This window comes from Microbacterium invictum, from assembly GCF_014197265.1.
GTDB lineage: Bacteria > Actinomycetota > Actinomycetes > Actinomycetales > Microbacteriaceae > Microbacterium > Microbacterium invictum.
This window is the reverse complement of sequence record NZ_JACIFH010000001.1, coordinates 2,424,371-2,446,691: the sequence shown is the minus strand read 5'-3', so window position 1 is coordinate 2,446,691 and position 22,321 is coordinate 2,424,371. Positions and strand designations below refer to the sequence as shown.

Sequence of the window (22,321 nt, the reverse complement as noted above, 5' to 3'; positions counted from 1 at the left end):
CATCCGCGCAACTCGGGGTCGCTACGTGCCGCGTCGCCCGGCCCGAGGCGGCAACACGCGACCCCCATTCAGCCTGCGTGAGCGCCTGCCGTAGAGTCGCGCCATGAAATACTCCCGGGTGCTGCACGCCGCCGTCGTCACCGTCGCGCTGAGTCTTGCTCTCACGGCGTGCATCGGGGTCGACGAGGAGATCGCCGAACCACCGGTGGCCGAGACGACGCCGCCGGCGCCGCCGACCGAGATCGCGCCGTCCCCCGACCGGACGCCACTCCCGCTGACCGTTCCCGAACCGGTCGAGGGCGAGCTCGCGCGCGCCACGTTCGTCGCCGCAGGCCCCGACGGCGTCCCCACGGCGACCAGCGAGACTCTCGACGCGCCGGTCGCCGGTGAGGTCTACACGATTCTGGCCGAGTGCACCGCGACAATGGCCGGCGCGGTGCTGTCGTTCGAGGTCCTCCAGACCGACCCCGAGCAGTCCAACATCTCCGGCGGCGACGTGGGATGCGAGGAATCGCCGTTCCTCCTGACCGGAGAGATCGTGTCGGAGTGGCCGCCGCAGATCGTCATCACCGCGGCCGACGGCGTGGCCGAGGCCTACGTCGTGATCGTGCCCGATGTGACCGGCTGATCCTGAGTCAGTGGTCGGCGACGTCCGCGGCGATGTCGGTGCGGTGGTGCGATCCTTCGAGGCGGATCTCGCCGATCGCCCGGTAGGCGCGATCGCGGGCCTCGAAGAACGTGTTGCCGAGCGCGACGACGGCCAGCACCCGGCCGCCGGTCGCGACGAGTTCGTCTCCGCGCTGGACGGTGGCGGCATGGGCGACGTGGACCCCGTCGATGGATGCCGCAGCCTCCAGCCCCTCGATCACGCGACCGGTCACGGGTGCCTCGGGGTAGCCCTCACTCGCGAGTACGACCGTGACGGCGGCAGCCTCGGCGAACTGCGGTGCAGGCTCGTCCTCGAGGTGACCGCTCGCCGCCGACATCAGCAGCTGCGAGAGCGGTGTGACCAGGCGCGGCAGCACGACCTGCGTCTCGGGGTCGCCGAAGCGCGCGTTGAACTCGATGACCTTGACGCCCGATTCGGTGAGGATGAGCCCCGCGTAGAGAAGGCCGATGAAGGGCGTGCCCTCGGCATCCATCTGCCGGATGACCGGTTCGGCGACCTCACGGGTCACGAGCGCGACGAACTCCTCCTCGCCGCCGAACGCGCCGGCGAGCCAGGGCAACGGCGAGTACGCGCCCATGCCGCCGGTGTTCGGGCCGGCGTCGCCGTCGTGTGCGCGCTTGAAATCCTGCGCGGGCGACAGCGGCAGGACGTGATCACCGTCCGAGACGAAGAAGAGCGACACCTCGGGGCCGGACAGGAACTCCTCGACCAGGACCGCACCGCCCGAGAGGTACGACTCACCGTGCGCGACGGCGGCGTCGCGGTCCTCGGTCACGATGACGCCCTTGCCTGCGGCCAGGCCGTCGGCTTTCACGACGTACGGCGCCCCGTACTCGTCCAGCGCCGCGTCGAGCTCGGCGCGGTTGTGGGCGCGTGTGGCGCGGCCGGTGGGGACGCCCGCCGCTTCCATGATCCGCTTCGCGAACGACTTCGACCCCTCCAGCTGCGCGGCGGTCTTACCGGGCCCGAAGACCGGGATGCCGCGCTCGCGCAGCGCGTCGGCGACTCCGGCGACAAGGGGTGCCTCGGGCCCGACGATCACGAGGTCGACGTTCTCGTCGATCGCGTACTGCGAGACGGCCGCGGGGTCGTTCGGGTCGAGTGACGGCACGAGGGCCGCGTCGGCGGCGATGCCGGCGTTGCCGGGTGCGGCGAACAGCTCGTGGCCGGCGTCCTCCCCACGCAGCGCGAGGATGATGGCGTGCTCGCGCGCGCCCGAGCCGAGGACGAGGATTCTCACTCTCTCAGCCTACCGAGCGGTGGTTGCGGGGTGTCACCGACGGTGTCCCGGGCATTGCGAGGACGTAACTCCTCCAATCCGCGCAGGACTGTCGGCGGCATCCGCGGAATTCCGCGGTTCGGGTATCGGCCCCCGCACGAATCGAAGGAGTTACGTGCGTGCCACCCCGAGTACCGTAGCCCCATGGCGCGCAAGATCTCCACCGACGACGGCCGCGCGGCGCTCGCCGCCGTGAGAGGTGCCGAAAAGCCGGCACGTCCCGATGTGGCGACCGCCGTGCGCTACCTGCTGCAGCTGCTGGCCGAGAAGGCGCCGGGCAACTCCGTCGAGGTGCGGGTGCCGCCGTTCGGCGCGGTGCAGGTGGTCGAGGGACCGCGCCACACCCGCGGCACGCCGCCGAACGTGGTGGAGATGGATGCCGCGACCTGGATCGCCGTCGCGACGGGCGCCGAGCCGTGGGTGGACGCCGCTGCCTCGGGGCGCGTGCACGCTTCGGGCACCCGGGCCGACCTCGCCGACCTGTTGCCGCTGCGCCCCTGAACCGCGCCGTCCATCCTCTGCCGGGTCTATCGTCGGCGCCGCGGCACCACCAGCGGAGCAGCTGTGTGACCAGGTGGGGTAAGCGATCGCAGGCGAGCACGGGAGATGCCCGAGCTCGAACGCGTCTGGGGTGGGACAATGGATGCCATGACCGAACCCGCCGGCGACAGAATCGAGACGGCGCGCGTGCGCCGCAGCCCCCGCTACGGGGTGTTCCTCGCGGCCGGCGCGGCCGTGGGCCTGCTCGCTGCGCTCATCCTGACGTTCGTCTTCGACGGCTTCAAGAGCCCCGCGATCGGAGTGACGTATTCCACCGGGCAGGTGTTCGGCTTTCTCGCGCTGTACTGCATCCCGATCGGCCTCGCCCTCACCGGAATCCTCGCGCTCATCCTCGACAGGGTGGCCGGCAAGCGCACGCACGAGGTCCGCATCTCGCGCGAGCGCTTCCACACCGAAGACTGACTCCGCCCTCAGGCGATGTCGGCGATGACCGGCCCGATCGCTTTGTCGAACGCGACGACATCGCCCCGCAGGCCGTCGGTCACCGCGATCGTCAGCGATCCGATCCACCACACGCCGCGCTGTGTGAGCGGCAGCACCTGGATGTTCAGCTCGAACGAGTGCGCGCGACGGCCGATCTGACGCTCGTGCTGCGCGATCGCGCTCGCGTAGGCGCGGTACGACGTGCCGGTGCCGACGTGCGCCGTCGCGCGGTAGCGCTCGTTGGCCACGCGCGCATAGGCCACGGCATCCGGACCATGCGGAGCGATCGCCGCACGGAGCTCGTCGAATCCTTCGGTGGGCAGCGCGATGAGCATCTCGAAGCCGTCGACCAGGTCGAGCGGCACAGGCGAGGGGTGGGCCTGCGGTTCGACCGTCATGGCCCAGAACGCACGCCATTGCCGTTCGAGCACGGCGTGGTCGTCATCGTCCGGCGGAGTGAGGGCCGGCACATGCCGCAGATGCGGCAGCTCGTCGGGCGAGCGGACGCCGAGCGTCTGCCGCAGATAGAGCGCGATCAGCACCGGCAGGCCGGCGTCTTCACGCACGACCCACTCCGGTTTTCCCGCGGCATTCATGCCGCCCATCCTATGGCGGGAGGGTCGACTCACGCCCGGTCGCGCGACCCGTGGGTGGGTGGATGCCGGGGCGCCGGCTCCCGGCATCCACCCAGTCGCCGGGCCGGTAGGCTTAGTGCGTGGCCTCGTCCCCACCGAACCCCTATACCGAAGCCGGCGTCGACACCGCGGCAGGAGATCTTGCCGTCGAGTTGATGAAGTCGGCCGTCCGGCGTACCCACGGCCCCGAAGTCCTCGGCGGCGTCGGCGGATTCGCGGGCCTGTTCGACGCCGCGGAGCTGAAGGCCTACGACAAGCCGCTGCTGGCCACGAGCACCGACGGCGTGGGCACGAAGGTCGCGATCGCCCAGGCGATCGACAAACACGACACCATCGGCCAGGACCTGGTCGGCATGGTCGTCGACGACATCGTCGTGGTGGGCGCGAAGCCGCTGTTCATGACCGACTACATCGCGTGCGGCAAGGTGTTCCCCGAGCGCATCGCCGACATCGTCCGCGGCATCGCCGACGGCTGCACCGCCACCGGCACCGCCCTCGTCGGCGGCGAGACCGCCGAGCACCCCGGCCTGCTCGGCCCGAACGACTACGACGTCGCCGGTGCGGCGACCGGTGTCGTCGAGGCGAGCAAGGTCCTCGGCGCCGAGCGCGTACAGCCCGGCGACGCCGTGCTGGCGCTCGCCAGCAGCGGGCCGCACTCCAACGGCTATTCGCTGATCCGCCACATCGTCACCGGCGCGGGCATCGGCTACGGCGACCACGCCGCCGACTTCGGCCGCACCTGGGGCGAAGAGCTGCTCGAGCCGACGCGCCTGTACACCGCGCCGCTGCTGCGCCTCATCACGCAGTTCGGCGACGCGGTGCACTCGCTCAGCCACGTCACCGGCGGCGGCATCGCCGCCAACCTCGCCCGCGTGCTCCCGAAGCACACCTGGGTCGACGTCGACCGATCCACGTGGTCGCCCTCGCCGATCTTCCGGGTGCTCGCCGACCTCGGCGGGCTCGACCTGATGCAGACCGAGGGCACCTGGAATCTCGGTATCGGATTCCTCGCGGTCGTCGCCGCCGACCAGGCCCAGGCCGCGGCATCCACCCTCGCTTCCGAGGGAATCGCGACGTGGCAGGTCGGCACGGTCCAGGCCGCCCCGCGCCCCGACGGTGACTACGAGCAGGGCGCCAAGGGCGTCGACGGCGGCGCCGTGCGCCTTGTCGGCAGCTACTGAAAGAACGGACTGAGCAACACTCCATGTGCGGAATCGTCGGCGTCGTGAGTCAGGGGCACGCCAATCAAGAGGTCTACGACTCCCTCCTCCTCCTGCAGCATCGCGGTCAGGACTCGACCGGCATCGCCACCGCGGAGAGCAACGGGATCTTCCACATCGCCAAGGCCAAGGGGCAGGTCCGCGAGGCGTTCCGCACCCGCGACATGCGTACGCTGCTGGGCGAGATCGGCCTCGGACACGTCCGCTATGCGACCAAGGGCGTTGCCTCGAGCGAGGAAGAGGCCCAGCCGTTCTACGTGAACGCGCCCTATGGCATCGTGCTCGTGCACAACGGCAACCTCACCAACACGCGTGAGCTCACCGAGGAGCTCTTCCGCATCGACCGCCGCCACCTGAACACCTCGAGCGACACCGAGCTGCTGGTCAACGTGCTCGCCAATGAGCTGCAGACGGTGATCTCCGGCCTCGAGCTCGACCCCGAGCAGGTCTTCGAGTCCGTCGCGCGCTTGCACCGCCGCGTCGAGGGCTCGTACGCCGCGATCGCCCTGATCGCCGGCTACGGCCTGCTGGCGTTCCGCGACCCGTTCGGCATCCGCCCGCTGATCCTCGGAACCCGCAAGGCGGCCAACGGCCGGTACGAGTGGACCGTGGCATCCGAGTCACTCGTCCTCGAGAACGGCGGCTTCGAGGTCGTCCGCGACGTCGAGCCCGGCGAGGCCGTGTTCATCGACCTCGAAGGTCACCTCCACACCAAGCAGTGCGCCGAGGACCCGCGACTGGTGCCCTGCTCGTTCGAGTACGTCTATCTCGCGCGTCCCGATAGCGAGATGAACGGCATCTCGGTGTACGAATCGCGGCTGCGCATGGGCGAGCGCCTCGCCGCCACGATCGCCAAACACACTCCCGACGGGGCGATCGACGTCGTCATGCCGATCCCCGATTCCGCCCGGCCGGCCGCCATGCAGGTGGCCCGCAAGCTCGGCATCGAGTACCGCGAGGGCTTCTACAAGAACCGCTACGTCGGCCGGACGTTCATCATGCCGGGCCAGGCGGTGCGCAAGAAGAGCGTGCGCCAGAAGCTCAACGCGATGTCGAGCGAGTTCAAGGGCAAGAACGTGCTCCTGATCGACGACTCGATCGTGCGGGGGACGACCTCCAAGGAGATCATCCAGATGGCGAGGGATGCCGGTGCGCTCACCGTCACGTTCGCCTCGGCCGCACCGCCGGTGCGCTACCCGCACGTCTACGGCATCAACATGCCCTCGCGGCATGAGCTCGTCGCCCACGGCCGGACGATCCCCGAGATCGCCGAAGAGCTCGGCGCCGACCACCTCGTGTACCAGGAGGTCGACGACCTCAGGGCCGCGATCCTGGAGGGCTCGCCCGACGTCGAAGACCTCGACATGAGCTGCTTCGACGGCCGGTACATCACCGGAACCGTGTCTGAGGAGTACCTCGCCTGGGTCGAGGGCACCCAAGAGTCTTGACGACCCGGCCGCTGTGGCGCGGGCGCACCCTCGCCCTGCTGGGGATCGTGCTGTTCGCGTTCTCCTTGCGCTCGGCGGTGGCCTCGCTCTCACCGGTCGTCGCCTATATCGAGGCGGACTTCACCGTCCCCGCGTGGGTGCTGGGGCTCATCGCCACCGCGCCGCCGGCGTGCTTCGCCGCATCCGGCCTGTTCGCCCCGGCGCTGGAGCGGCGTCTCGGCCTCGAGCGGCTCGGTGTCATCGCCGTGCTCGTGGTCGCTGTCGGCCTGGCCGGTCGCGGCCTGTCGACCGGCCCGGTGATGCTGCTGGTCACCACCGCGCTGATCTTCGCCGGCGTCGGGGTGGGCAACGTGCTCATGCCGCCGCTGGTGAAGACCTACTTCCCCGATCGCATCGGCCCGATGACCGCGCTGTTCACCACGACGATGGCATTCTCGACGTTCCTGCCGCCGCTGTTCGCCGTGCCCGTCGCCGACACCGCCGGCTGGCAGCTCTCGCTCGGCATGTGGGCAGTGTTCGCCCTGCTGGCGACTGTGCCGTGGATCATCCTGATCGTGAGACACCGGGATGCCGAGGACGCCGACCTCGAGCAGGCGCCCGGCCCCGTGTTCGGGCGGCTGTGGCGACTGCCGCTGGCGTGGGCGGTGACCGTCACATTCCTGGTGTCGTCGTCGATCGCATACACCGGATTCGCCTGGCTGCCCGACCTGCTGATCGATACGGCCGGAGTCACACCCGCGCAGGCGGGAGTCTTGCTGGCGCTGTTCGGCGCGATGGGACTGCCCGGCTCACTGCTCGTGCCCGTCCTGGTCGCGCGGATCCGGGCGGTGGTGCCGGTGCTGTACGTCGTCTCCGTCGCGCTCGGCCTCGCCGGGGTCGCCGGTCTGCTGTTCGCGCCGGCGGCCGCGCCCTGGCTCTGGGTGGCTCTGCTGGGTCTCGTGCAGCTCTACTTCCCGCTCGCGCTCGTGCTGCTCGGACTGCGCACGCGGACGCACGAGGGCTCGGTCGCGCTCAGCGCGTTCGTGCAGAGCCTCGGCTATGCGATCGCGGCGGTCGTGCCGTTCGCGATCGGGATGCTCTACGCGGGCACGGGCTCATGGACCTGGCCGTTGCTGGTGCTGGCCGTGGTCATCCTGGCATCCATCCCCGCCGGCATCGTCGCGGTGCGGGCACGCACCATCGAAGACGAATGGGAGCACCGCCACGGCGCGTGGCGGTGAGCGCGACTACGCCTTCTCGTCCTCGTACTCGTCGGCCCACTTGTCGACGTACTGCTCGTCGTCGTGGTGCCCGAGCTCCTTCTCAAGAGCGGAGTAGTTCACGTTGTAGGTGTCGTACTTGAGTTCGCGAGCGATCTTCGTGTGCTTCGCTTTCTGACGGCCACGCCCCATGCCTGACCCCCTCATTTCTAAATTGCGGGCCGGCTGCTGCGCCCGTTGCAATAACGTCCGGCGCAACGCCGGGAAGAGTAGCATTCAGAATAACACGGCGCTCCCGGCCCCAAGCGGACCGCGCAGGGTTCGAATGGGGTCGAACAGGCGGGAAAGGGTGGGTGCGGAGATGTCCGACGACCGAGTGAACGGTGCCGAAGGCGGCTCTGAACCCGCCATCGCCCCGCAAGAAGACCGGCCCGTGCCGCAGCACGCGGTGATCGCCGGAGTGATCCCCGATCAATCACCCCGGGTGCTGCGCGAGGCAGCCCGTTACGCCAAGCTCCTCGGCGCGCCGCTGATCGTGACGCACGTCGACGTGACCCGCTTCGTGACCTACGAAGACCCCGACGGCTACGTGCACTCCGCACCGATCGACCTGGACCTCTCCACCGGCGAGGCGCAGCTCTCTCTGATTCAGGATGCCGCGCGCGAGACCCTCGGCGACAGCGATGTGGAGTGGAGCGTGCGTCAGCTGGTCGGCGACCCGGCGCTGGCGCTCAAGCACCTGGCCGAGCAGTCCGACGCGCGGCTGCTCGTCATCGGCACGCGCAAGCGCGGCATCGGCGAGTCGATCCGCGAGTTCTTCACCGGGTCGGTGGCGGCCCGGCTCGCGCATCGCCAGCCGCGGCCGATCCTCGTCGTCCCGCTGGGCGAGCCGGCCGGCGACGACGAGGACCTCTGGCCCGACTCCTGACCCACGGCGCGCGCAGGCACGCCTGTTCCGAGGCGGCCGGCGCGCCGGCGCGCCAATTCCCGGCATCCGCTCTGCAAATAGGTGGCGCGGATGCCGGGAACTGGCGCCGCGAGTCATGCAGCGCCAGTTCCCGGAGGTCAGTCGCGGTGCAGCGCGCGGATGACCGCGCGGGCGGCCTCATCGAGCGCCGATGCCAGCTCGTCGACGACGGCTGCGGTGAGCTCGCCGCCGCGGGCGACGTGCGTGCGCATGTCGGCGCGGATGTTCGCGCGGAACTCAGCGAGGGCGGCGTCGGCCCGGCGCAGCTGCTCGCGGGAGGCGACACGCGGGTCATCGGCGTGAGACCCCCCGGGCGTGGCGGGCTTGCCCGCACCGGCCCGCTCGGAGTGCGCCGCCGCGGCGAGATCGGCCTGCAGGCTCTTCATCGCCTCGCGCACACTGCCGCGGACCTCGTCGGCGATGAGCCGGACGCTGTCGGCCAGACCCGCTTCGATGCCTTCGAGGTCACCGGCGCGTGCGGCCACTTCGGCGCGCCCCGCCTCGGTGATCTCGTACACGGTCTTGCGGCCGTCGACGGTCTTGGTGACCAGGCCCTCCTCCTCGAGTTTCGCCAGGCGCGGGTAGATCGTGCCGGCGCTCGGGGTGTAGGTGCCGCCCGTGCGATCGGACAGCGCCTGCATCAGGTCGTAGCCATGGCGGGGCGCCTCGTCGAGCAGATTGAGCAGGTAGAGGCGGAGGTCGCCGTGGGAGAAGACGGGAGGCATCGTCACCACTCCTCGGGGGTCGGGGCGTCGCCGGGAGCGGCACCGGCCGACTCGCGCCGCAGGATCGTGATGTCGCCCGACACGGTGTTGGCGCGGACGTCGACGAACGAGCCGCTGAGCTCGCCGGTCGAGCCGGTGTAGCTCGCACCGATGCCGCCTGCACCCTGCGGCACGTTGCCGTCGACGAGTAGCTTGCCGCTGACGCTGCGCAGGACGTAGTTCGCGGGCAGGCCCTCGTCGAGCCGCAGCGTGGTGGCGCCGCTGACGGTGTTGAACCCGGCGGACTGGATGGGCCCATCGGAGTCGATGAGTGCAGCCCCCGACACCGTGTCGATGTCGGTCTTGCGGATCGTGCCCGTGGCGGCGACGTCGCCTGAGACCGAGTTGGCGCTGAGCGCACCGGTCAGGCCGCGGATCTGGACATCGCCCGAGACGGCATTGACCGACAGGTCGCCGGCGAGTCCGTCGACGATGATGTCACCCGACACGGTGTTGAGCTTGGCGTCGGACTCCAGCCCCGAGATGAGGGCGCTGGCGCTGACGACGCCGAGAGTGAGGGCGATCGAGCGGGGCACCGCGACGCTGATCTCGGCTTTGGGGCCGCCGCTGCCGAAGTTGCGGAACGCCTCGAGGAAGTTGTCCCAGCGCAGCTGCGCGTGGTCGATCTCGACAGACGAGCCGTCGGCCTCGATGCGGAGGTCCTTGATCGTGACCGAGTGCACTTCGATGCGCACGCCCGGTTCGTCGTGTGCGACGACGTCGACTTGGCCGCCGACGAGGCCGATCTTGAGCTTGCGGACGTCTTCAAGGTCGATGACGCGCGTCTGCCCGGGCTGAACAAGCCACTTCTCGAGAGTCATGAGTTCTCCTGGATGGTGAGGGCGATTCGAGATATATCGCGTTGGTTCAGGATAACACGATATATCTCGACTTTGTCAAGGGGCCGGGATGCCGGTGGGCTTGACTTTGACGCGACGTCAACCTTTAGCGTGGTCTCCATGAACAGCGAATGGTCGATCCAGCAGATCGCGAAGCTCGCCGGCACCACGAGCCGGACCCTCCGGCACTACGGCGAGCTCGGGCTGCTGGCCCCGTCACGGATCGGAAGCAACGGCTACCGGTACTACGACGAACGGGCGCTCGTGCGACTGCAGCGCATCCTGCTGCTGCGCGACCTCGGGCTCGGGCTGCCGCAGATCGCGGACATCCTCGAGCGGGCGACGAGCGAAGCCCATGCCCTCGCCGGCCACCTCGCGTGGCTGCGTGAGGAACAGACCCGTCTGGCGCGGCAGATCGCGTCGGTCGAATCGACCATCGCGGCAGTGGAAGGAGGTGAACGACTGATGGCAGAGAACATGTTCGACGGGTTCGACCACACCCGGTACAAGGAGGAGGTCGAACAGCGCTGGGGCGAGAAGGCCTATGCCGACAGCGACCGATGGTGGCGCTCGATGAGCGCCGACGAGAAGGCGGCCTGGCAGAGACGGGTCTCCGATCTCTCCAGGGACTGGATCGCCGCCGCTGAGCGCGGCATCGACCCCGCCGGCGACGAGGCCCAGCAGCTCGCGGAGCGGCACGTGGCGTGGCTGACCGGGGTGGCGGGGACACCGGCATCCATCGCCGACGGAGATGTCAAGGGGTACGTGACCGGTCTCGGTGACATGTATGTCGCCGACCCGCGCTTCGGCGCGAACTACGGCGGCACGGCCGGGGCGGAGTTCGTCCGCGACGCGTTGCGCGCGTACGCGGACACCCACCTGTAGGCATCGCCCGGCGCAGGACGGGCTGGACGCAGAGATGCCCCCGCACGAACGCGGGGGTATCTCTGCTGGGGACAGCTCGGGGTTACGTTCGGGTGCCGCCCCGGAGTACTCGCAACAGGAATGCGATCAACGCGATCACGCCGACGATGATGGCGACCCACAGCAGCCAGCTCAGTGCCTCGGTCAGGCCGCCGACGATGGCCAGGACGATCGCGACGACGATGATGATCAGTAGGGCGATGTTCATGTGTTCTCCCGTTCTCCCGGCCGAACGAACGGCGCGCAAGGGATCGATGTGAAGCCACCGTACCCAGCGAGGTTCGACACCGCCTATCCCCTTGACGCGGCATTCGCCACGGTGCTAATGCGCCCGCTACTCCGGCGTGCGCATCGCGTCAAGCCCCTCAGCGCGGATCGGCACCGGTCGTAGGGTCGTGGCATCCGGAACAGAGGAGGACACCATGCCCCGAGGACGCGGATCGAACAGTCTGAAGGATCCCGAGCTCTATGAAGAACTGCGCGACGACGGCGCTTCGAAGGAGAAGGCCGCCCGCATCTCGAACGCCGCCGCCCGCGACGGCCGCAAGAAGGTCGGCAGCCGCGGCGGCAAGGCCGGCGACTATGAGGACTGGACCGTGGACGAGCTGCGAAAGCGCGCGAAAGAACTGGGCATTTCGGGGTACTCCGGCAAGCGCAAGGCCGAAGTCATCAAGATGCTGCGCAACCACTGACGGTGCCGAGACTGCGACGGGTGAATCCGGGGACGGACGCCGGGTTCCGGCGGCTGGGCGCGGGCACCGGCTTCCGGTACGTCGACACCGACGGCGCCCCCCTTCCACCGGAGGAGGTCGAGCGCATAAAGGCCCTCGTGATCCCGCCCGCCTGGCGGGACGTGTGGATCAGCGCGCACCCGAACGGGCACATCCAGGCGACGGGTGTCGACGACGCCGGGCGCCTGCAGTACCTCTACCATCCCGACTGGTCGACCGGCCGGGACAGGGGCAAGTTCGCGCGCACGCTGCAACTGGCAGAGGCGCTGCCGCGCGCGCGAGGCCGGGTCACGACCTCGCTGCGACGCGATGCGCTCGACCGTGAGCGGGTGCTGGCCGTCTCGTTCCGGCTGCTCGACCAGGCCGCGTTGCGCGTCGGCAGCGAGCGGTACCTCGAACGCCACGGCAGCAGGGGACTGACCACCCTGCGGCGGCGCGATGCGACGGTGGCGGGTACGGTGACGGCGCTGACCTTCCCCGGCAAGAGCGGCCAGCGCCAGGCGCTCGAGATCGACGACGACGACTTGGCGCCGGCGATGGAAATGCTGGTCACCGGCCGCACTCGTTCGCCGCTGCTGGCCTACGAGCGGGGGAGGCGACGGATGCCGCTGACTCCCAGAGAGGTCAACGCGTACGTCCGCGCGATGACCGGGGGCGCGTTCAGCGCCAAGGACTTCCGGACGCTCCACGGCACGATCCTCGCCGCTGACGCCCTCGCCCGCATCGGCACGGTCGACACCAAGACGGATCGCAAGAGGGCAGAGGCCCTCGCCGTCCGGGCCACGGCTGAGGCTCTGGGCAACACGCCCGCCGTCGCGCGAGGCTCCTACATCGACCCGCGCGTGTTCGCGCGATACAAGCGGGGCGTGCTGCTGGACACGTCGATATCTCCGGAATCGGCGATCCGTGCGCTCCTTCTGGGGTGATCCGCCCATAGCGTGAGGCCGTGGCATCCGCTCGCTGGTTCTCGCCGGTCGCACTGCTGCTGGCCATCGCCGGCGGAGCGATCGGCGTCGCCGCGCGCGCGTTGCTGACCGCGCCGTTCGTCGACGGCTCCCATTCGCTGGTCGTGCCGGCGATCACCGTGGCCATCAACGTCGCCGGTTCCTTCCTGCTGGGCCTTGTCGTCGGCGGCTTCGACGGCCGGCATCCGCACCTGCGCGTCTTCCTCGGCACCGGGGTGCTGGGCGGGTTCACGACCTACAGCGCGTTCGCCGTGCATTCGGTCACCACGTTCACCGCGGCGCCGATCGTCGGTCTCCTGCTGATCGTCGTGTCGATCTTCGCCGGTCTGCTCGCCGCCGGTGTCGGGCTCGTCATCGGGCGGCGCCTGGCCGGCGTGCCTGGTGAGACCCTGTCGCCCGAGGACGCCGAATGAGTACATTCGAGATCATCGCGCTCGTCATCGGTGGCGGGCTCGGCGCCGGCATCCGGTATCTCGTCGACGGACTCGTCATGAGGGGGCGAAAGAACGCGTTCCCGGCGGGAATCCTGATCGTCAACGTCTCGGGCGCGTTCGTGCTCGGACTGCTCACGGGGCTCGGCCCGCTGCTCGCGCCCGTGTGGCTGACGATCCTGGGTGTCGGCCTGCTCGGCGGGTTCACCACGTTCAGCACCGTGTCGGTCGAGACGGTGCTCCTCGCCCAGCGCCGCCGCCGCGATTGGGCGTGGGTGAACGTGCTCGGGACGTTCGTGCTCGCCGCGATCGCGGCCGGTCTCGGCCTCATGATCGGCGGGCTGCTGCCGCGCTGAACGAAAGGCCGGTCATGGGATACTGAACCGATACATGCGTGTATCGGCCGATCCCGGCCTCTCGCACATCCCGCAACGCTCGCAAAGGCCTCCCTTGTCGAACCTCGCTGTCCTGAGCCTCAAGAACCGCGCGCTCATCGCCCTGATCACCATCGTCGCCGCGGTGTTCGGAGGGCTCGCGCTGACGAACCTCAAGCAGGAGCTGATCCCCTCGATCGAGTTCCCGGCGCTGTCGGTCATCACGACCTACCCGGGGGCCTCGCCCGACGTCGTGAACAACGACGTGTCGACGCCGATCGAGACGGCCATCCAGGGCGTCCCCGGTCTCGAGTCGACGAGTGCGACCAGCACGACCAATGCGTCGATCGTCCAAGCGTCCTTCACGTACGGCACCGACCTCGCGACCGCCGAGCAGAAGATCCTCCAGGCGATCAACCGCATCAAGAGCAGCCTTCCCGAGAGCGTCGAGCCCAACGTCGTGGGGCTGTCGATCGACGACCTGCCGGTCATCGCGGTGGCCGTCACCGGGTACGACGATGCCCGCACCATCCAGGGACAGCTCGAGACGAGCGTCGTCCCCGACCTCGAGGACATCGACGGCGTCGCGGCCGCCCAGATCATCGGCGGTCAGGGTGAACGCGTCACCATCGTGCCCGACCAGGGCGAACTCGCCGAGGCCGGTTTCACGCAGGCGGCCATCACCGATGCGCTCGACCAGAACGGCGTGCTCTTCCCCGGCGGATCGGTCACCGAAGGCGACCAGACCCTCACCGTGCAGACCGGCACGAAGCTCACCTCGGTGGAGGAGATCGCCGCACTGCCGCTCGTGCCCACCAACGCCGACCAGTTCGCCGCCGGCGAGGTCACGATCGGCGACGTCGCCGAGGTGTCGCTCGGCCAGGACCCGGTCACCTCGATCTCTCGCGTCAACGGCGAGCCGGCCCTGACGATCTCGATCACGAAGCTGCCCGCCGCCAACACCGTCGACGTGTCGCGGCTCGTGACCGCGGCGATCCCCGACCTGCAGGACGCGATCGGCGACGACGCCGAATTCACGATCGTGTTCGATCAGGCCCCGTACATCGAGCAGTCGATCGAGGCGCTCGCGCAAGAGGGTCTGCTCGGCCTCGTCTTCGCAGTGCTCGTGATCCTCGTGTTCCTGCTGTCGGTGAGGGCCACCCTCGTCACGGCGATCTCGATCCCGACGAGCGTGCTCATCACCTTCGTCGGCATCCAGGCGTTCGGGTACTCGCTGAACATCCTGACCCTCGGCGCCCTGACGATCGCGATCGGGCGCGTGGTCGACGACTCGATCGTCGTGATCGAGAACATCAAACGGCACTACGTGGGGGATGCCGACAAGAAGGCCTCCATCCTGCTCGCCGTGCGCGAAGTCGCGGCCGCGATCACGGCATCCACCATCACGACGGTCGCGGTCTTCCTGCCGATCGCGTTCGTCGGTGACATGACCGGCGAGCTGTTCCGGCCGTTCGCGATGACCGTGACGATCGCCATGTCGGCGTCGCTGCTGGTGGCGCTGACGATCGTGCCCGTGCTGGCCTACTGGTTCCTGCGCCCCGGCAAGCCGTTGCTCGATGAGCAGGACCGCCAGATCGACCCCGAAGACCCGGCTGCGCCGCCTTCACGCCTGCAGCGCAGCTACCTGCCGATCCTGCGGTGGACGCTCAAGCACTCATGGATCACGCTGCTGCTGGCGGTGCTCGTGCTCGGCGGAACGATCGCCGCGGCACCGTTCATGAAGACGAACTTCCTAGGCGACTCGGGTCAGAACACGTTCACGGTGACCCAGACCCTCGGCGAGGCCGCGAGCCTCGAGGCCGAAGACGCCGCCGCCGCGCAGGTCGAAGAGGTGCTGCTCGGCGTCGACGGCATCGATACGGTGCAGACGTCGATCGGTTCGTCGGGTTCGGCGATCGCCGACGCATTCTCGGGTGGCGGCGCGGGCATCACCTACTCGATCACCACCGATCCCGACGCGGACCAGGAGGCCGTGCGCACCGACGTGCAGGATGCGGTCGCCGGTCTCGAAGACGTCGGCACCGTCACCGTCTCGGCAGGCCAGGGCGGGTTCGGATCGACCGACATCGAAGTCGACGTCACGGCGCCCGATGCCGAGTCGCTCACCAGCGCGACCGATGCCGTGGTCGTCGCGCTCGACGGTGAGGACGGCATCAGCCAGGTCGCCTCGAACCTCTCCGCCTCGCTGCCCTTCGTCGCGGTGACCGTCGACCGTGAGACGGCGGCATCCCTCGGCCTGTCGGAAGTCTCGGTCGGCGCGCTCGTGTCTAACACGATGCAGCCCCGCCAGGTCGGCACCGTCGAGATCGACGGGACAGGCCTCACCGTCTACCTGCAGGCGTCCGACATCCCGGCGACGATCGAAGAGCTCGAAGGCCTGCAGATCGCCAGCGCGACCGGCATGATCCGCCTGGACGAGGTTGCCACGGTCGAAGAGAGCCAAGGCCCGGCGTCGATCACGACGCAGCGCGGTCAGCGCACCGCGACCGTGGCCGTCACGCCGGCCGGTGACGACCTCACGACTGCCAACGCGACGGTGACGGCCGCACTCGAAGACGTCGAGCTGCCCACCGGCGCCGACGCCGAGATCGGCGGCGTGCTCACGCAGCAGCAGGACGCGTTCAGCCAACTCGGCCTCGCGATGCTCGCCGCGATCCTGATCGTCTACATCGTCATGGTTGCGACCTTCAAGTCGCTGCGCCAGCCGCTGCTGCTGCTCGTGTCGGTGCCGTTCGCGGCGACCGGCGCGATCCTGCTGCAGATCGCGACCGGCGTGCCCCTGGGTGTCGCGTCGCTGATCGGTGTGCTGATGCTCATCGGCATCGTCGTCACCAACGCGATCGTGCTCGTCGACCTGGTCAACCAGTACCGCGAGAAGGGCCTGTCGGCGCACGATGCGACGATCGCCGGTGGTGCCCGGCGTCTGCGGCCGATCCTCATGACGGCGCTCGCGACGATCTTCGCGCTCACGCCGATGGCGCTGGGCATCACCGGCCACGGCGGGTTCATCTCGCAGCCGCTCGCGATCGTCGTCATCGGCGGCCTGATCTCATCGACCGTGCTCACGCTGCTCGTGTTGCCGACGCTGTACAACCTCGTCGAGGGCGCGCGCGAGCGTCGTGCACTGCGACGCGGTGAGGTGCTGCCGGCGGCTGCGGCTGGGCCTGCGTCGGTCGCCGAACCGGTGCCGGCTGCCGTGATGGCACAGGCGAACGGCGAACCTGTTCCGGCCACGCGCCGCGAGCGGAAGCTGCTCGAGGCGGCCGCGACCGGCGGCATCCCCGTCGTGGTGGCGCCCGTCGTCGTGGTCAGCGGCGCGGGTGAGGCTGACGTGGTGGCTGCTTCCGACGGGCTGGATGAAGATGTGGTGGTGGATGCCGGTGGCGCGGCCGATGCCGCAGGGGATGCCGGTCGTGCGGCCGAGCCGGACTTCGCCGAGCCTCTGATCGAGGAGTCGCCCGACGTGGAGCTGCCGGTCGAGGAGTCGTCGGAGCCCGGGCCGTCGGTCGAGGTGGCCGACAATGAGGCCGAGACTCTGCTCGACGGAAGCGAGACCGACGTGGAGTCCCCGCTCGCTGAGGAGACCGGGCCCGAATTCCTCGAACACGAATCCGAGCCCGGAGCCCCTGCGGACGAGCCCGCACCGGAAGCCCCCGACGAGCGCGAGCCGCAAGCCCCCGAGCCCGCACCGGAAGCCCCCGAGAGTGCGCGCGACGCGGAGCTTCCCCACGACGAGTCCGAGCTCGAGTCGACGGAGGTCGCGCCGGTCGAAGACGTGCACGACGAAGAACCTCGCGCAGAGTCCTCGGGCGAAGACACCGCGGATCGCGACGACCGCTCCGAGTGAGGCGGTGACGCCCGGCGTCACGGGAGTGCGGGAGGTGGGCCACCCCCCTCACAGCAGGCTATCGACGAGGTCGGTCGCGCGCGGTGCGCCCAGCGGCGGTCTCACAGAGTCGACCTGTACAGTGGTGCAGTCGGCTCTGGACACCGTGCATGCTGCACGGATGGGTTTGTGAGTCCAAGGGGCCGATGGTGGGAGCGAATCCGCTCTGACGACCATCACTGTGAATGGCCCCCGGCCGACGACATGTCCGGGTTACTCCACGCCGCATGTGCGGCGCCGCGCGAACGCGCGATCTGAGGAGTGCTGTTCTCGCACGAGACAACCCAGAAGGACACCACTATGCCCAAGAACAAGAAGCCCGCCGGCGGTCGCGCTCAGAACTTCGAGCCGCGCTACGGCAAGAAGACCCCGTACCAGGACGCGAAGCGCCGCCCGGGCCAGGCCTCGGCCGGAAAGCCCGGAAGCAAGAGCCCTGGCCACCGCGGATATCGCGCGGCTGACGAAGCCACGCCGCACGCGGAGAAGAAGCAGCGCTGGAGCGCGCAGGAGAAGGCGGGCCGCGACGAGGCCCGCGGCATTCGCAGCCACGCTCGTACCGACCGTCCGGCGCGTTCGTACGACGACCGCCCTGCTCGGTCCTACAGCGACCGCCCTACCCGCTCGTTCGACGACCGTCCGCGCCGGTCCTCCGACGACCGTCCCGCACGCTCGTTCGACGACCGTCCCCGTGGCGAGCGCCAGCCCCGCGACGACCGCCGCACCTTCGGCGATGCACGTCCCTCGTACCGGGCCGACCGTCCCCGGACGAACGACCGTCCGGCGCGCTCGTTCGACGATCGTCCGCGCCGCGATGACCGTCCAGCGCGCTCGTACGATGACCGTCCCCGTACCAATGACCGTCCGGCGCGCTCGTTCGACGATCGCCCGCGCCGGGATGACCGACCGGCTCGTTCGAACAGCGACCGCCCGGCCCGCTCGTACGATGACCGTCCCCGCCGGGATGACCGACCGGCACGTACGTACAATGACCGTCCGGTCCGTTCCAACGATCGTCCGGCTCGCTCGTACGACGACCGTCCCCGTCGCTCGTTCGATGACCGTCCCCGTCGGGACGATCGTCCGGTTCGCTCGTTCGATGACCGTCCGGCTCGTTCGAACAACGATCGTCCGGCACGCTCGTTCGACGACCGGCCGCGCCGGGAGCACGGCGACCGCGACCGTCGCCCTGCTCGCGCCGCCGGAGCGGTCGTTGCGGGCGGCGCGTACGCCGGCAACCGCTCCGACTGGAACGCCGACGCGAAAGCCAAGGCGCACCAGGATCACGTCGACGTCGTGCACGAGAAGCTGCAGGCCGAAGCCGTGCAGGCTGAAGAGGTCGCCGGTGTGACGTTCTCCAGCCTCGGGCTCGGCGACAACATCGTGCGTGTGCTCGCCGATCTCGGCGCACCATCGCCGTTCCCCATCCAGGCCGCCACGATCGGGCCGATCCTCGAGGGCAAGGACGTTCTGGCACGCGGCCGTACCGGCTCGGGCAAGACCATCGCCTTCGGCGCTCCGCTGGTCGAGTCGATCCTCCGCAGCCAGGCCGGCACGCGGCGTGAGTTCGGCCGCAAGCCGCGCGCGCTCGTGCTCGCGCCCACCCGTGAGCTCGCCCTTCAGATCGACCGGACGATCCAGCCGATCGCGCGCAGCGTCGGCCTGTTCACCACGCAGATCTACGGTGGTGTTCCTCAGGCACGCCAGGTCGGCGCACTCAAGAAGGGCGTCGACATCATCATCGGCACCCCGGGACGCATCGAAGACCTGCAGGAGCAGGGCAAGCTCGACCTCTCCGAGGTCAGCATCGTCGTTCTCGACGAGGCCGACCACATGAGCGAGCTGGGCTTCCTCGAGCCGATGCAGCGCATCCTCCGCCTCGTCGAAGACGGCGCGCAGAAGCTGCTCTTCTCCGCGACTCTCGACCGTGAGGTCGCGGCGCTGGTCGACGAATTCCTCGTCGACCCGGCGGTCTACGAGGTCGCCGGCGAAGACCAGGACTCGGGCACCATCAACCACCGCGTGCTCGTCATCGACCACCGTGACAAGGCCGAGATCCTCACATCGCTCGTCGATCGTCCCGGCAAGACCCTCGTGTTCGCGCGCACCCGCGCGTACGCGGAGATGCTCGCCGAGCAGTTCGACGACGCCGGCATCCACGCGGTCGCCCTGCACGGCGACCTGAATCAGGCCAAGCGCACCCGCAACCTGGAGCGACTGACGTCGGGCCGCGTGGGCGTACTGGTGGCGACCGATGTCGCCGCCCGCGGCATCCATGTCGATGACATCGATCTGGTGATCCAGGCGGATGCGCCCGATGAATACAAGACCTACCTGCACCGGTCGGGCCGCACCGGCCGCGCGGGTCGCTCGGGCACGGTCGTGACGCTCATCACCCGTCAGCGTCGCCGGCGCATGACCGAGATGCTCGACCGCGCCGAGATCGACGCGCCGTTCGAGGACGCCCGCATCGGCGACGACGTGCTCGAAGAGCTCTCGGGCCGTCAGCTGGCCGACGTCGACGCGTAACCCGCTCTACGACAACACGCGACAGCACCGATACCTCCGGGTATTCGGTGCTGTCGTGCGTGCCGCGGGTGCGCGAGATGGGCGCGCCGTCGGCGAGCGACTGCGGGATGCTCTCAGCGAGATGCCCGGCTCAGCCGGGTAACCGAGGTTCGCTCGCACTCGCGGTCAGAAGAGCGTCGGCGCCGTCGCCTTGCTCGGAGTGGTTCGCATGACCGGCCCGGGGCGACTCGGCCGCGTCTCGGCATCCTCTTCGACTCCTCCGCCGAGCCGGTGCCGTCGCAGAAGCGGCCGCACCCGGGCGGCGAGCATCGTGCGGTACCCCTCCGGCGCGCTCACCGAAGCCCCGGGATAGAGGCCGCGGTAGACCGGAACGAGGTCGGGTCGCTCCCGTTCGAGCCACTGCCAGAACCACTGCTTCGCGCCGGGGCGAAGGTGCATCGCCCCGAACACGACCCTGCGACCGCCGGCGGCCGCGATGCGCGCGAGAGCGTCGTCGAGTGCTTCTGGCGAGTCGGTCAGATGCGGCACGATCGGCATGAGGAACACCGTCACCGAGAACCCGGCGGCCGTCGCGGCGCGGACGGTCTCGAGCCGGGCCGAGAACGACGGCGCCCCCGGTTCGAGCAGGTGACGGAGGGTCTCGTCGGGCACCGCGATCGACATCGCCAGGCGTACCGGGACTGAGGTCGCGGCATCCATCAGCAACGGCAGGTCGCGTCGCAGCAGCGTCCCTTTCGTGAGGATCGAGAACGGCGTGCCCTGAGAGGCCAGGGCGTCGATGATCTCGGGCATGAGGCGGTACCGACCTTCGGCGCGCTGATAGGGATCGGTGTTCGTGCCCAGCGCGACCGGCTCACGCCGCCAGGACGGGCGCGCCAGCTCGCGCCGCAGGACCTCGCCGACGTTGACCTTCACGACGATCTGGCTGTCGAAGTCCGCCCCTGCGTCGAGGTCGAGATACTCGTGCGTCTTGCGGGCGAAGCAATATACGCACGCATGACTGCAGCCCCGGTAGGGGTTGACGGTCCAGTCGAACGGCATCGCGGAACTGCCCGGCACGTGGTTGAGTGCGGACTTCGCGAGCACCTCGTGGAAGGTCATGCCCTGGAACTCGGGGGTCGTCACGCTGCGGACGAGGCCCCCCGTCGATTCGAGCCCGGGCAGGGCGTCGACGTCTTGCTCGCCGACCGTCTGACCCTGCCATCGCATCTTTTCATTAGAACATATGTCTATTCAAACAGGGGTCTTGATTCGAAGAAAGCTGCACTATCGGTGGGTCTGTTCCCGGTGGCATCGCGAGACAATGGTGATGTGACGGAACCCGATCCGCCTCAGGCGCATGATGTCGCGCAGGCCGCGTTGCCTGCGGACGGCACCGTCGCGCGCCACGCCCGCGGGTCTTCGCGTCGGCTGGTCTGGGTCGGCATCGCCGTGGCTGCGGCACTCGTCCTGGGCGGCAGTGCCGCGGTGACGGCGGCACTCACGGCTCCTGTCGACGAGGTGAGAGCAGTTAACGACCGCAGCCCGGCGGTCGATCCGCCACCGATCGCCTCGATTCCCGATCCCGAACCGCACAGCCCCGAGCCGGCCGTCGAAACCCCGAGCCCGTGCGACGACCCGGCAGTGGTGGCCGCCCTCGATGAGGGGACGGATGCCGGGGTGATCGCAGCCGCCGGTGGCGGTGAGGCCTTCCGTGCCGCGATCGCCACCGGCGCGGCGCACTGTATCGACCTCTCCGCCGCGGACCGGATCTGGGTGGTCGTGAACAAGCGGCATCCACTCGACCCGATCGACTACTGGCCCATCCCGCAAGCGCAGGCCGCCGGCGTCCAGCGCACCAGCGGCGGGCACATGCGCGCCGATGTCGCCGCGGCGCTCGAAGATCTGGCGAGCGCTGCGGTGACCGATGGGCCCGGTGCCATCGGCGTGAACAGCGGCTTCCGGTCGTACGACTTCCAGGTCTCGACCTACAGCGGCTACGTCTCGTCGCTCGGTCAGGTAGCGGCCGACCGCACGAGCGCGAGGCCGGGGCACAGCGAGCATCAGACAGGTCTCGCCGTCGACGTCGTGGCCTGCAGCGGCGGATGCGGAGGCATCGAAGGCTTCGGACGCACCGCGCAGGCGGACTGGGTCGCGGCGAACGCGTGGCGCTTCGGGTTCGTCGTCCGATACGAGGACGGGCAGGCGGACGTGACCGGCTACGACGCCGAGCCGTGGCATCTGCGCTACATCGGAATCGACCTCGCGGCCGTATACCACGAGGGCGGATACCGTTCGCTCGAGGACTTCTTCGGCCTGGAGCCGGCGCCAGATTACCGCCGCTGACCCTGGTACTCAGTTTCTTTATTCACGGAATCCAATTCCATACCGCGCGGTATGTCGGCGTACACTAGTCTCAACACGACGGCTACGCCGTCCACGGGACCACTGGGGCCGACGGTGCCCCCGACACAAGGAG

The 22,321-nt window shown here is 69.4% G+C and carries 22 protein-coding genes; 15 read left to right on the top strand and 7 right to left on the bottom strand.

Annotated elements, in window-relative coordinates; genetic code table 11:
• The first annotated feature begins 103 nt into the window (after nucleotides 1-103).
• A complete protein-coding gene (locus BKA10_RS11355) occupies nucleotides 104-628 on the top strand; it encodes a hypothetical protein (RefSeq protein WP_183499989.1) in 525 nt (174 codons plus the stop codon).
• 7 nt (nucleotides 629-635) lie between these two features.
• Here BKA10_RS11355 and purD read toward each other — a convergent pair whose 3' ends face one another.
• Nucleotides 636-1,910: a phosphoribosylamine--glycine ligase gene (gene purD, locus BKA10_RS11350; protein WP_183499988.1), complete on the bottom strand. Its 1,275-nt coding sequence runs from the start codon at nucleotides 1,908-1,910 to the stop codon at nucleotides 636-638.
• Between the two features lie 183 nt (nucleotides 1,911-2,093).
• On the opposite strand from purD, the gene BKA10_RS11345 reads away from it, so the two are divergent.
• Complete coding sequence (locus tag BKA10_RS11345; protein ID WP_183499987.1) at nucleotides 2,094-2,450, top strand: sterol carrier family protein; 357 nt, start codon at nucleotides 2,094-2,096, stop codon at nucleotides 2,448-2,450.
• A gap of 147 nt (nucleotides 2,451-2,597) precedes the next feature.
• Nucleotides 2,598-2,912 (top strand): potassium transporter Trk, encoded by a 315-nt coding sequence (locus BKA10_RS11340; protein ID WP_183499986.1) that lies wholly within the window; start codon nucleotides 2,598-2,600, stop codon nucleotides 2,910-2,912.
• Between the two features lie 8 nt (nucleotides 2,913-2,920).
• Here the strand turns inward: BKA10_RS11340 and BKA10_RS11335 are convergent, their stop codons facing one another.
• A complete protein-coding gene (locus BKA10_RS11335; protein ID WP_183499985.1) occupies nucleotides 2,921-3,529 on the bottom strand; it encodes a zinc-binding alcohol dehydrogenase in 609 nt (202 codons plus the stop codon).
• A 119-nt stretch (nucleotides 3,530-3,648) separates the two neighbouring features.
• On the opposite strand from BKA10_RS11335, the gene purM reads away from it, so the two are divergent.
• From purM to BKA10_RS11320, 3 genes are read left to right on the top strand one after another with little or no spacing between them, the layout of a single operon-like run.
• Nucleotides 3,649-4,749, top strand: coding sequence for a phosphoribosylformylglycinamidine cyclo-ligase (gene purM, locus BKA10_RS11330; RefSeq protein ID WP_183499984.1), 1,101 nt, complete (start codon nucleotides 3,649-3,651; stop codon nucleotides 4,747-4,749).
• 23 nt (nucleotides 4,750-4,772) lie between these two features.
• Nucleotides 4,773-6,236, top strand: coding sequence for an amidophosphoribosyltransferase (purF, locus tag BKA10_RS11325; protein WP_183499983.1), 1,464 nt, complete (start codon nucleotides 4,773-4,775; stop codon nucleotides 6,234-6,236).
• Entirely contained in the window at nucleotides 6,233-7,456 is a 1,224-nt protein-coding gene (locus BKA10_RS11320; protein ID WP_183499982.1) for an MFS transporter, read from the top strand. The genes purF and BKA10_RS11320 overlap by 4 nt, the downstream gene beginning before the upstream one ends.
• A gap of 6 nt (nucleotides 7,457-7,462) precedes the next feature.
• Here BKA10_RS11320 and BKA10_RS11315 read toward each other — a convergent pair whose 3' ends face one another.
• Nucleotides 7,463-7,627 (bottom strand): DUF3073 family protein, encoded by a 165-nt coding sequence (locus BKA10_RS11315; protein WP_183499981.1) that lies wholly within the window; start codon nucleotides 7,625-7,627, stop codon nucleotides 7,463-7,465.
• A gap of 169 nt (nucleotides 7,628-7,796) precedes the next feature.
• Between BKA10_RS11315 and BKA10_RS11310 the strand changes: the two genes are divergently transcribed.
• Nucleotides 7,797-8,363 (top strand): universal stress protein, encoded by a 567-nt coding sequence (locus tag BKA10_RS11310; RefSeq protein ID WP_183499980.1) that lies wholly within the window; start codon nucleotides 7,797-7,799, stop codon nucleotides 8,361-8,363.
• A 137-nt stretch (nucleotides 8,364-8,500) separates the two neighbouring features.
• Here BKA10_RS11310 and BKA10_RS11305 read toward each other — a convergent pair whose 3' ends face one another.
• Together BKA10_RS11305 and BKA10_RS11300 are read right to left on the bottom strand one after the other, a co-directional pair.
• Nucleotides 8,501-9,127, bottom strand: a complete 627-nt coding sequence (locus BKA10_RS11305) for a PadR family transcriptional regulator (RefSeq protein ID WP_183499979.1) — start codon at nucleotides 9,125-9,127, stop codon at nucleotides 8,501-8,503.
• Nucleotides 9,128-9,129: 2 nt separating this feature from the next.
• Nucleotides 9,130-9,987, bottom strand: coding sequence for a DUF4097 family beta strand repeat-containing protein (locus BKA10_RS11300; protein ID WP_183499978.1), 858 nt, complete (start codon nucleotides 9,985-9,987; stop codon nucleotides 9,130-9,132).
• Nucleotides 9,988-10,125: 138 nt separating this feature from the next.
• On the opposite strand from BKA10_RS11300, the gene BKA10_RS11295 reads away from it, so the two are divergent.
• Nucleotides 10,126-10,890 (top strand): MerR family transcriptional regulator, encoded by a 765-nt coding sequence (locus tag BKA10_RS11295; RefSeq protein ID WP_183499977.1) that lies wholly within the window; start codon nucleotides 10,126-10,128, stop codon nucleotides 10,888-10,890.
• Between the two features lie 82 nt (nucleotides 10,891-10,972).
• Here the strand turns inward: BKA10_RS11295 and BKA10_RS11290 are convergent, their stop codons facing one another.
• A complete protein-coding gene (locus tag BKA10_RS11290) occupies nucleotides 10,973-11,137 on the bottom strand; it encodes a hypothetical protein (RefSeq protein ID WP_183499976.1) in 165 nt (54 codons plus the stop codon).
• A 214-nt stretch (nucleotides 11,138-11,351) separates the two neighbouring features.
• Between BKA10_RS11290 and BKA10_RS11285 the strand changes: the two genes are divergently transcribed.
• From BKA10_RS11285 to BKA10_RS11260, 6 genes are all read left to right on the top strand, one after another.
• Nucleotides 11,352-11,621 carry a DUF7218 family protein gene (locus BKA10_RS11285; protein WP_183499975.1) on the top strand — a complete coding sequence of 90 codons (270 nt, stop codon included), beginning with the start codon at nucleotides 11,352-11,354 and terminating at the stop codon, nucleotides 11,619-11,621.
• A 2-nt stretch (nucleotides 11,622-11,623) separates the two neighbouring features.
• Entirely contained in the window at nucleotides 11,624-12,586 is a 963-nt protein-coding gene (locus BKA10_RS11280) for a DNA topoisomerase IB (protein ID WP_183499974.1), read from the top strand.
• 20 nt (nucleotides 12,587-12,606) lie between these two features.
• Nucleotides 12,607-13,038, top strand: coding sequence for a CrcB family protein (locus tag BKA10_RS11275; protein ID WP_248199291.1), 432 nt, complete (start codon nucleotides 12,607-12,609; stop codon nucleotides 13,036-13,038).
• Entirely contained in the window at nucleotides 13,035-13,412 is a 378-nt protein-coding gene (crcB, locus tag BKA10_RS11270; protein ID WP_183499973.1) for a fluoride efflux transporter CrcB, read from the top strand. Before BKA10_RS11275 ends, crcB begins: the two co-directional genes overlap by 4 nt.
• Nucleotides 13,413-13,506: 94 nt before the next feature.
• Nucleotides 13,507-17,298, top strand: a complete 3,792-nt coding sequence (locus BKA10_RS11265; RefSeq protein WP_183499972.1) for an efflux RND transporter permease subunit — start codon at nucleotides 13,507-13,509, stop codon at nucleotides 17,296-17,298.
• 339 nt (nucleotides 17,299-17,637) lie between these two features.
• Nucleotides 17,638-19,863, top strand: a complete 2,226-nt coding sequence (locus tag BKA10_RS11260; protein ID WP_183499971.1) for a DEAD/DEAH box helicase — start codon at nucleotides 17,638-17,640, stop codon at nucleotides 19,861-19,863.
• A gap of 165 nt (nucleotides 19,864-20,028) precedes the next feature.
• Here BKA10_RS11260 and BKA10_RS11255 read toward each other — a convergent pair whose 3' ends face one another.
• On the bottom strand, nucleotides 20,029-21,072 hold the full coding sequence (locus BKA10_RS11255) for an Rv2578c family radical SAM protein (protein ID WP_183499970.1): 1,044 nt from the start codon (nucleotides 21,070-21,072) through the stop codon (nucleotides 20,029-20,031).
• A 102-nt stretch (nucleotides 21,073-21,174) separates the two neighbouring features.
• Here BKA10_RS11255 and BKA10_RS11250 point away from each other — a divergent pair, with 102 nt between their 5' ends.
• Nucleotides 21,175-22,188 carry a D-alanyl-D-alanine carboxypeptidase family protein gene (locus tag BKA10_RS11250; RefSeq protein ID WP_248199294.1) on the top strand — a complete coding sequence of 338 codons (1,014 nt, stop codon included), beginning with the start codon at nucleotides 21,175-21,177 and terminating at the stop codon, nucleotides 22,186-22,188.
• Nucleotides 22,189-22,321 lie beyond the last annotated feature (133 nt).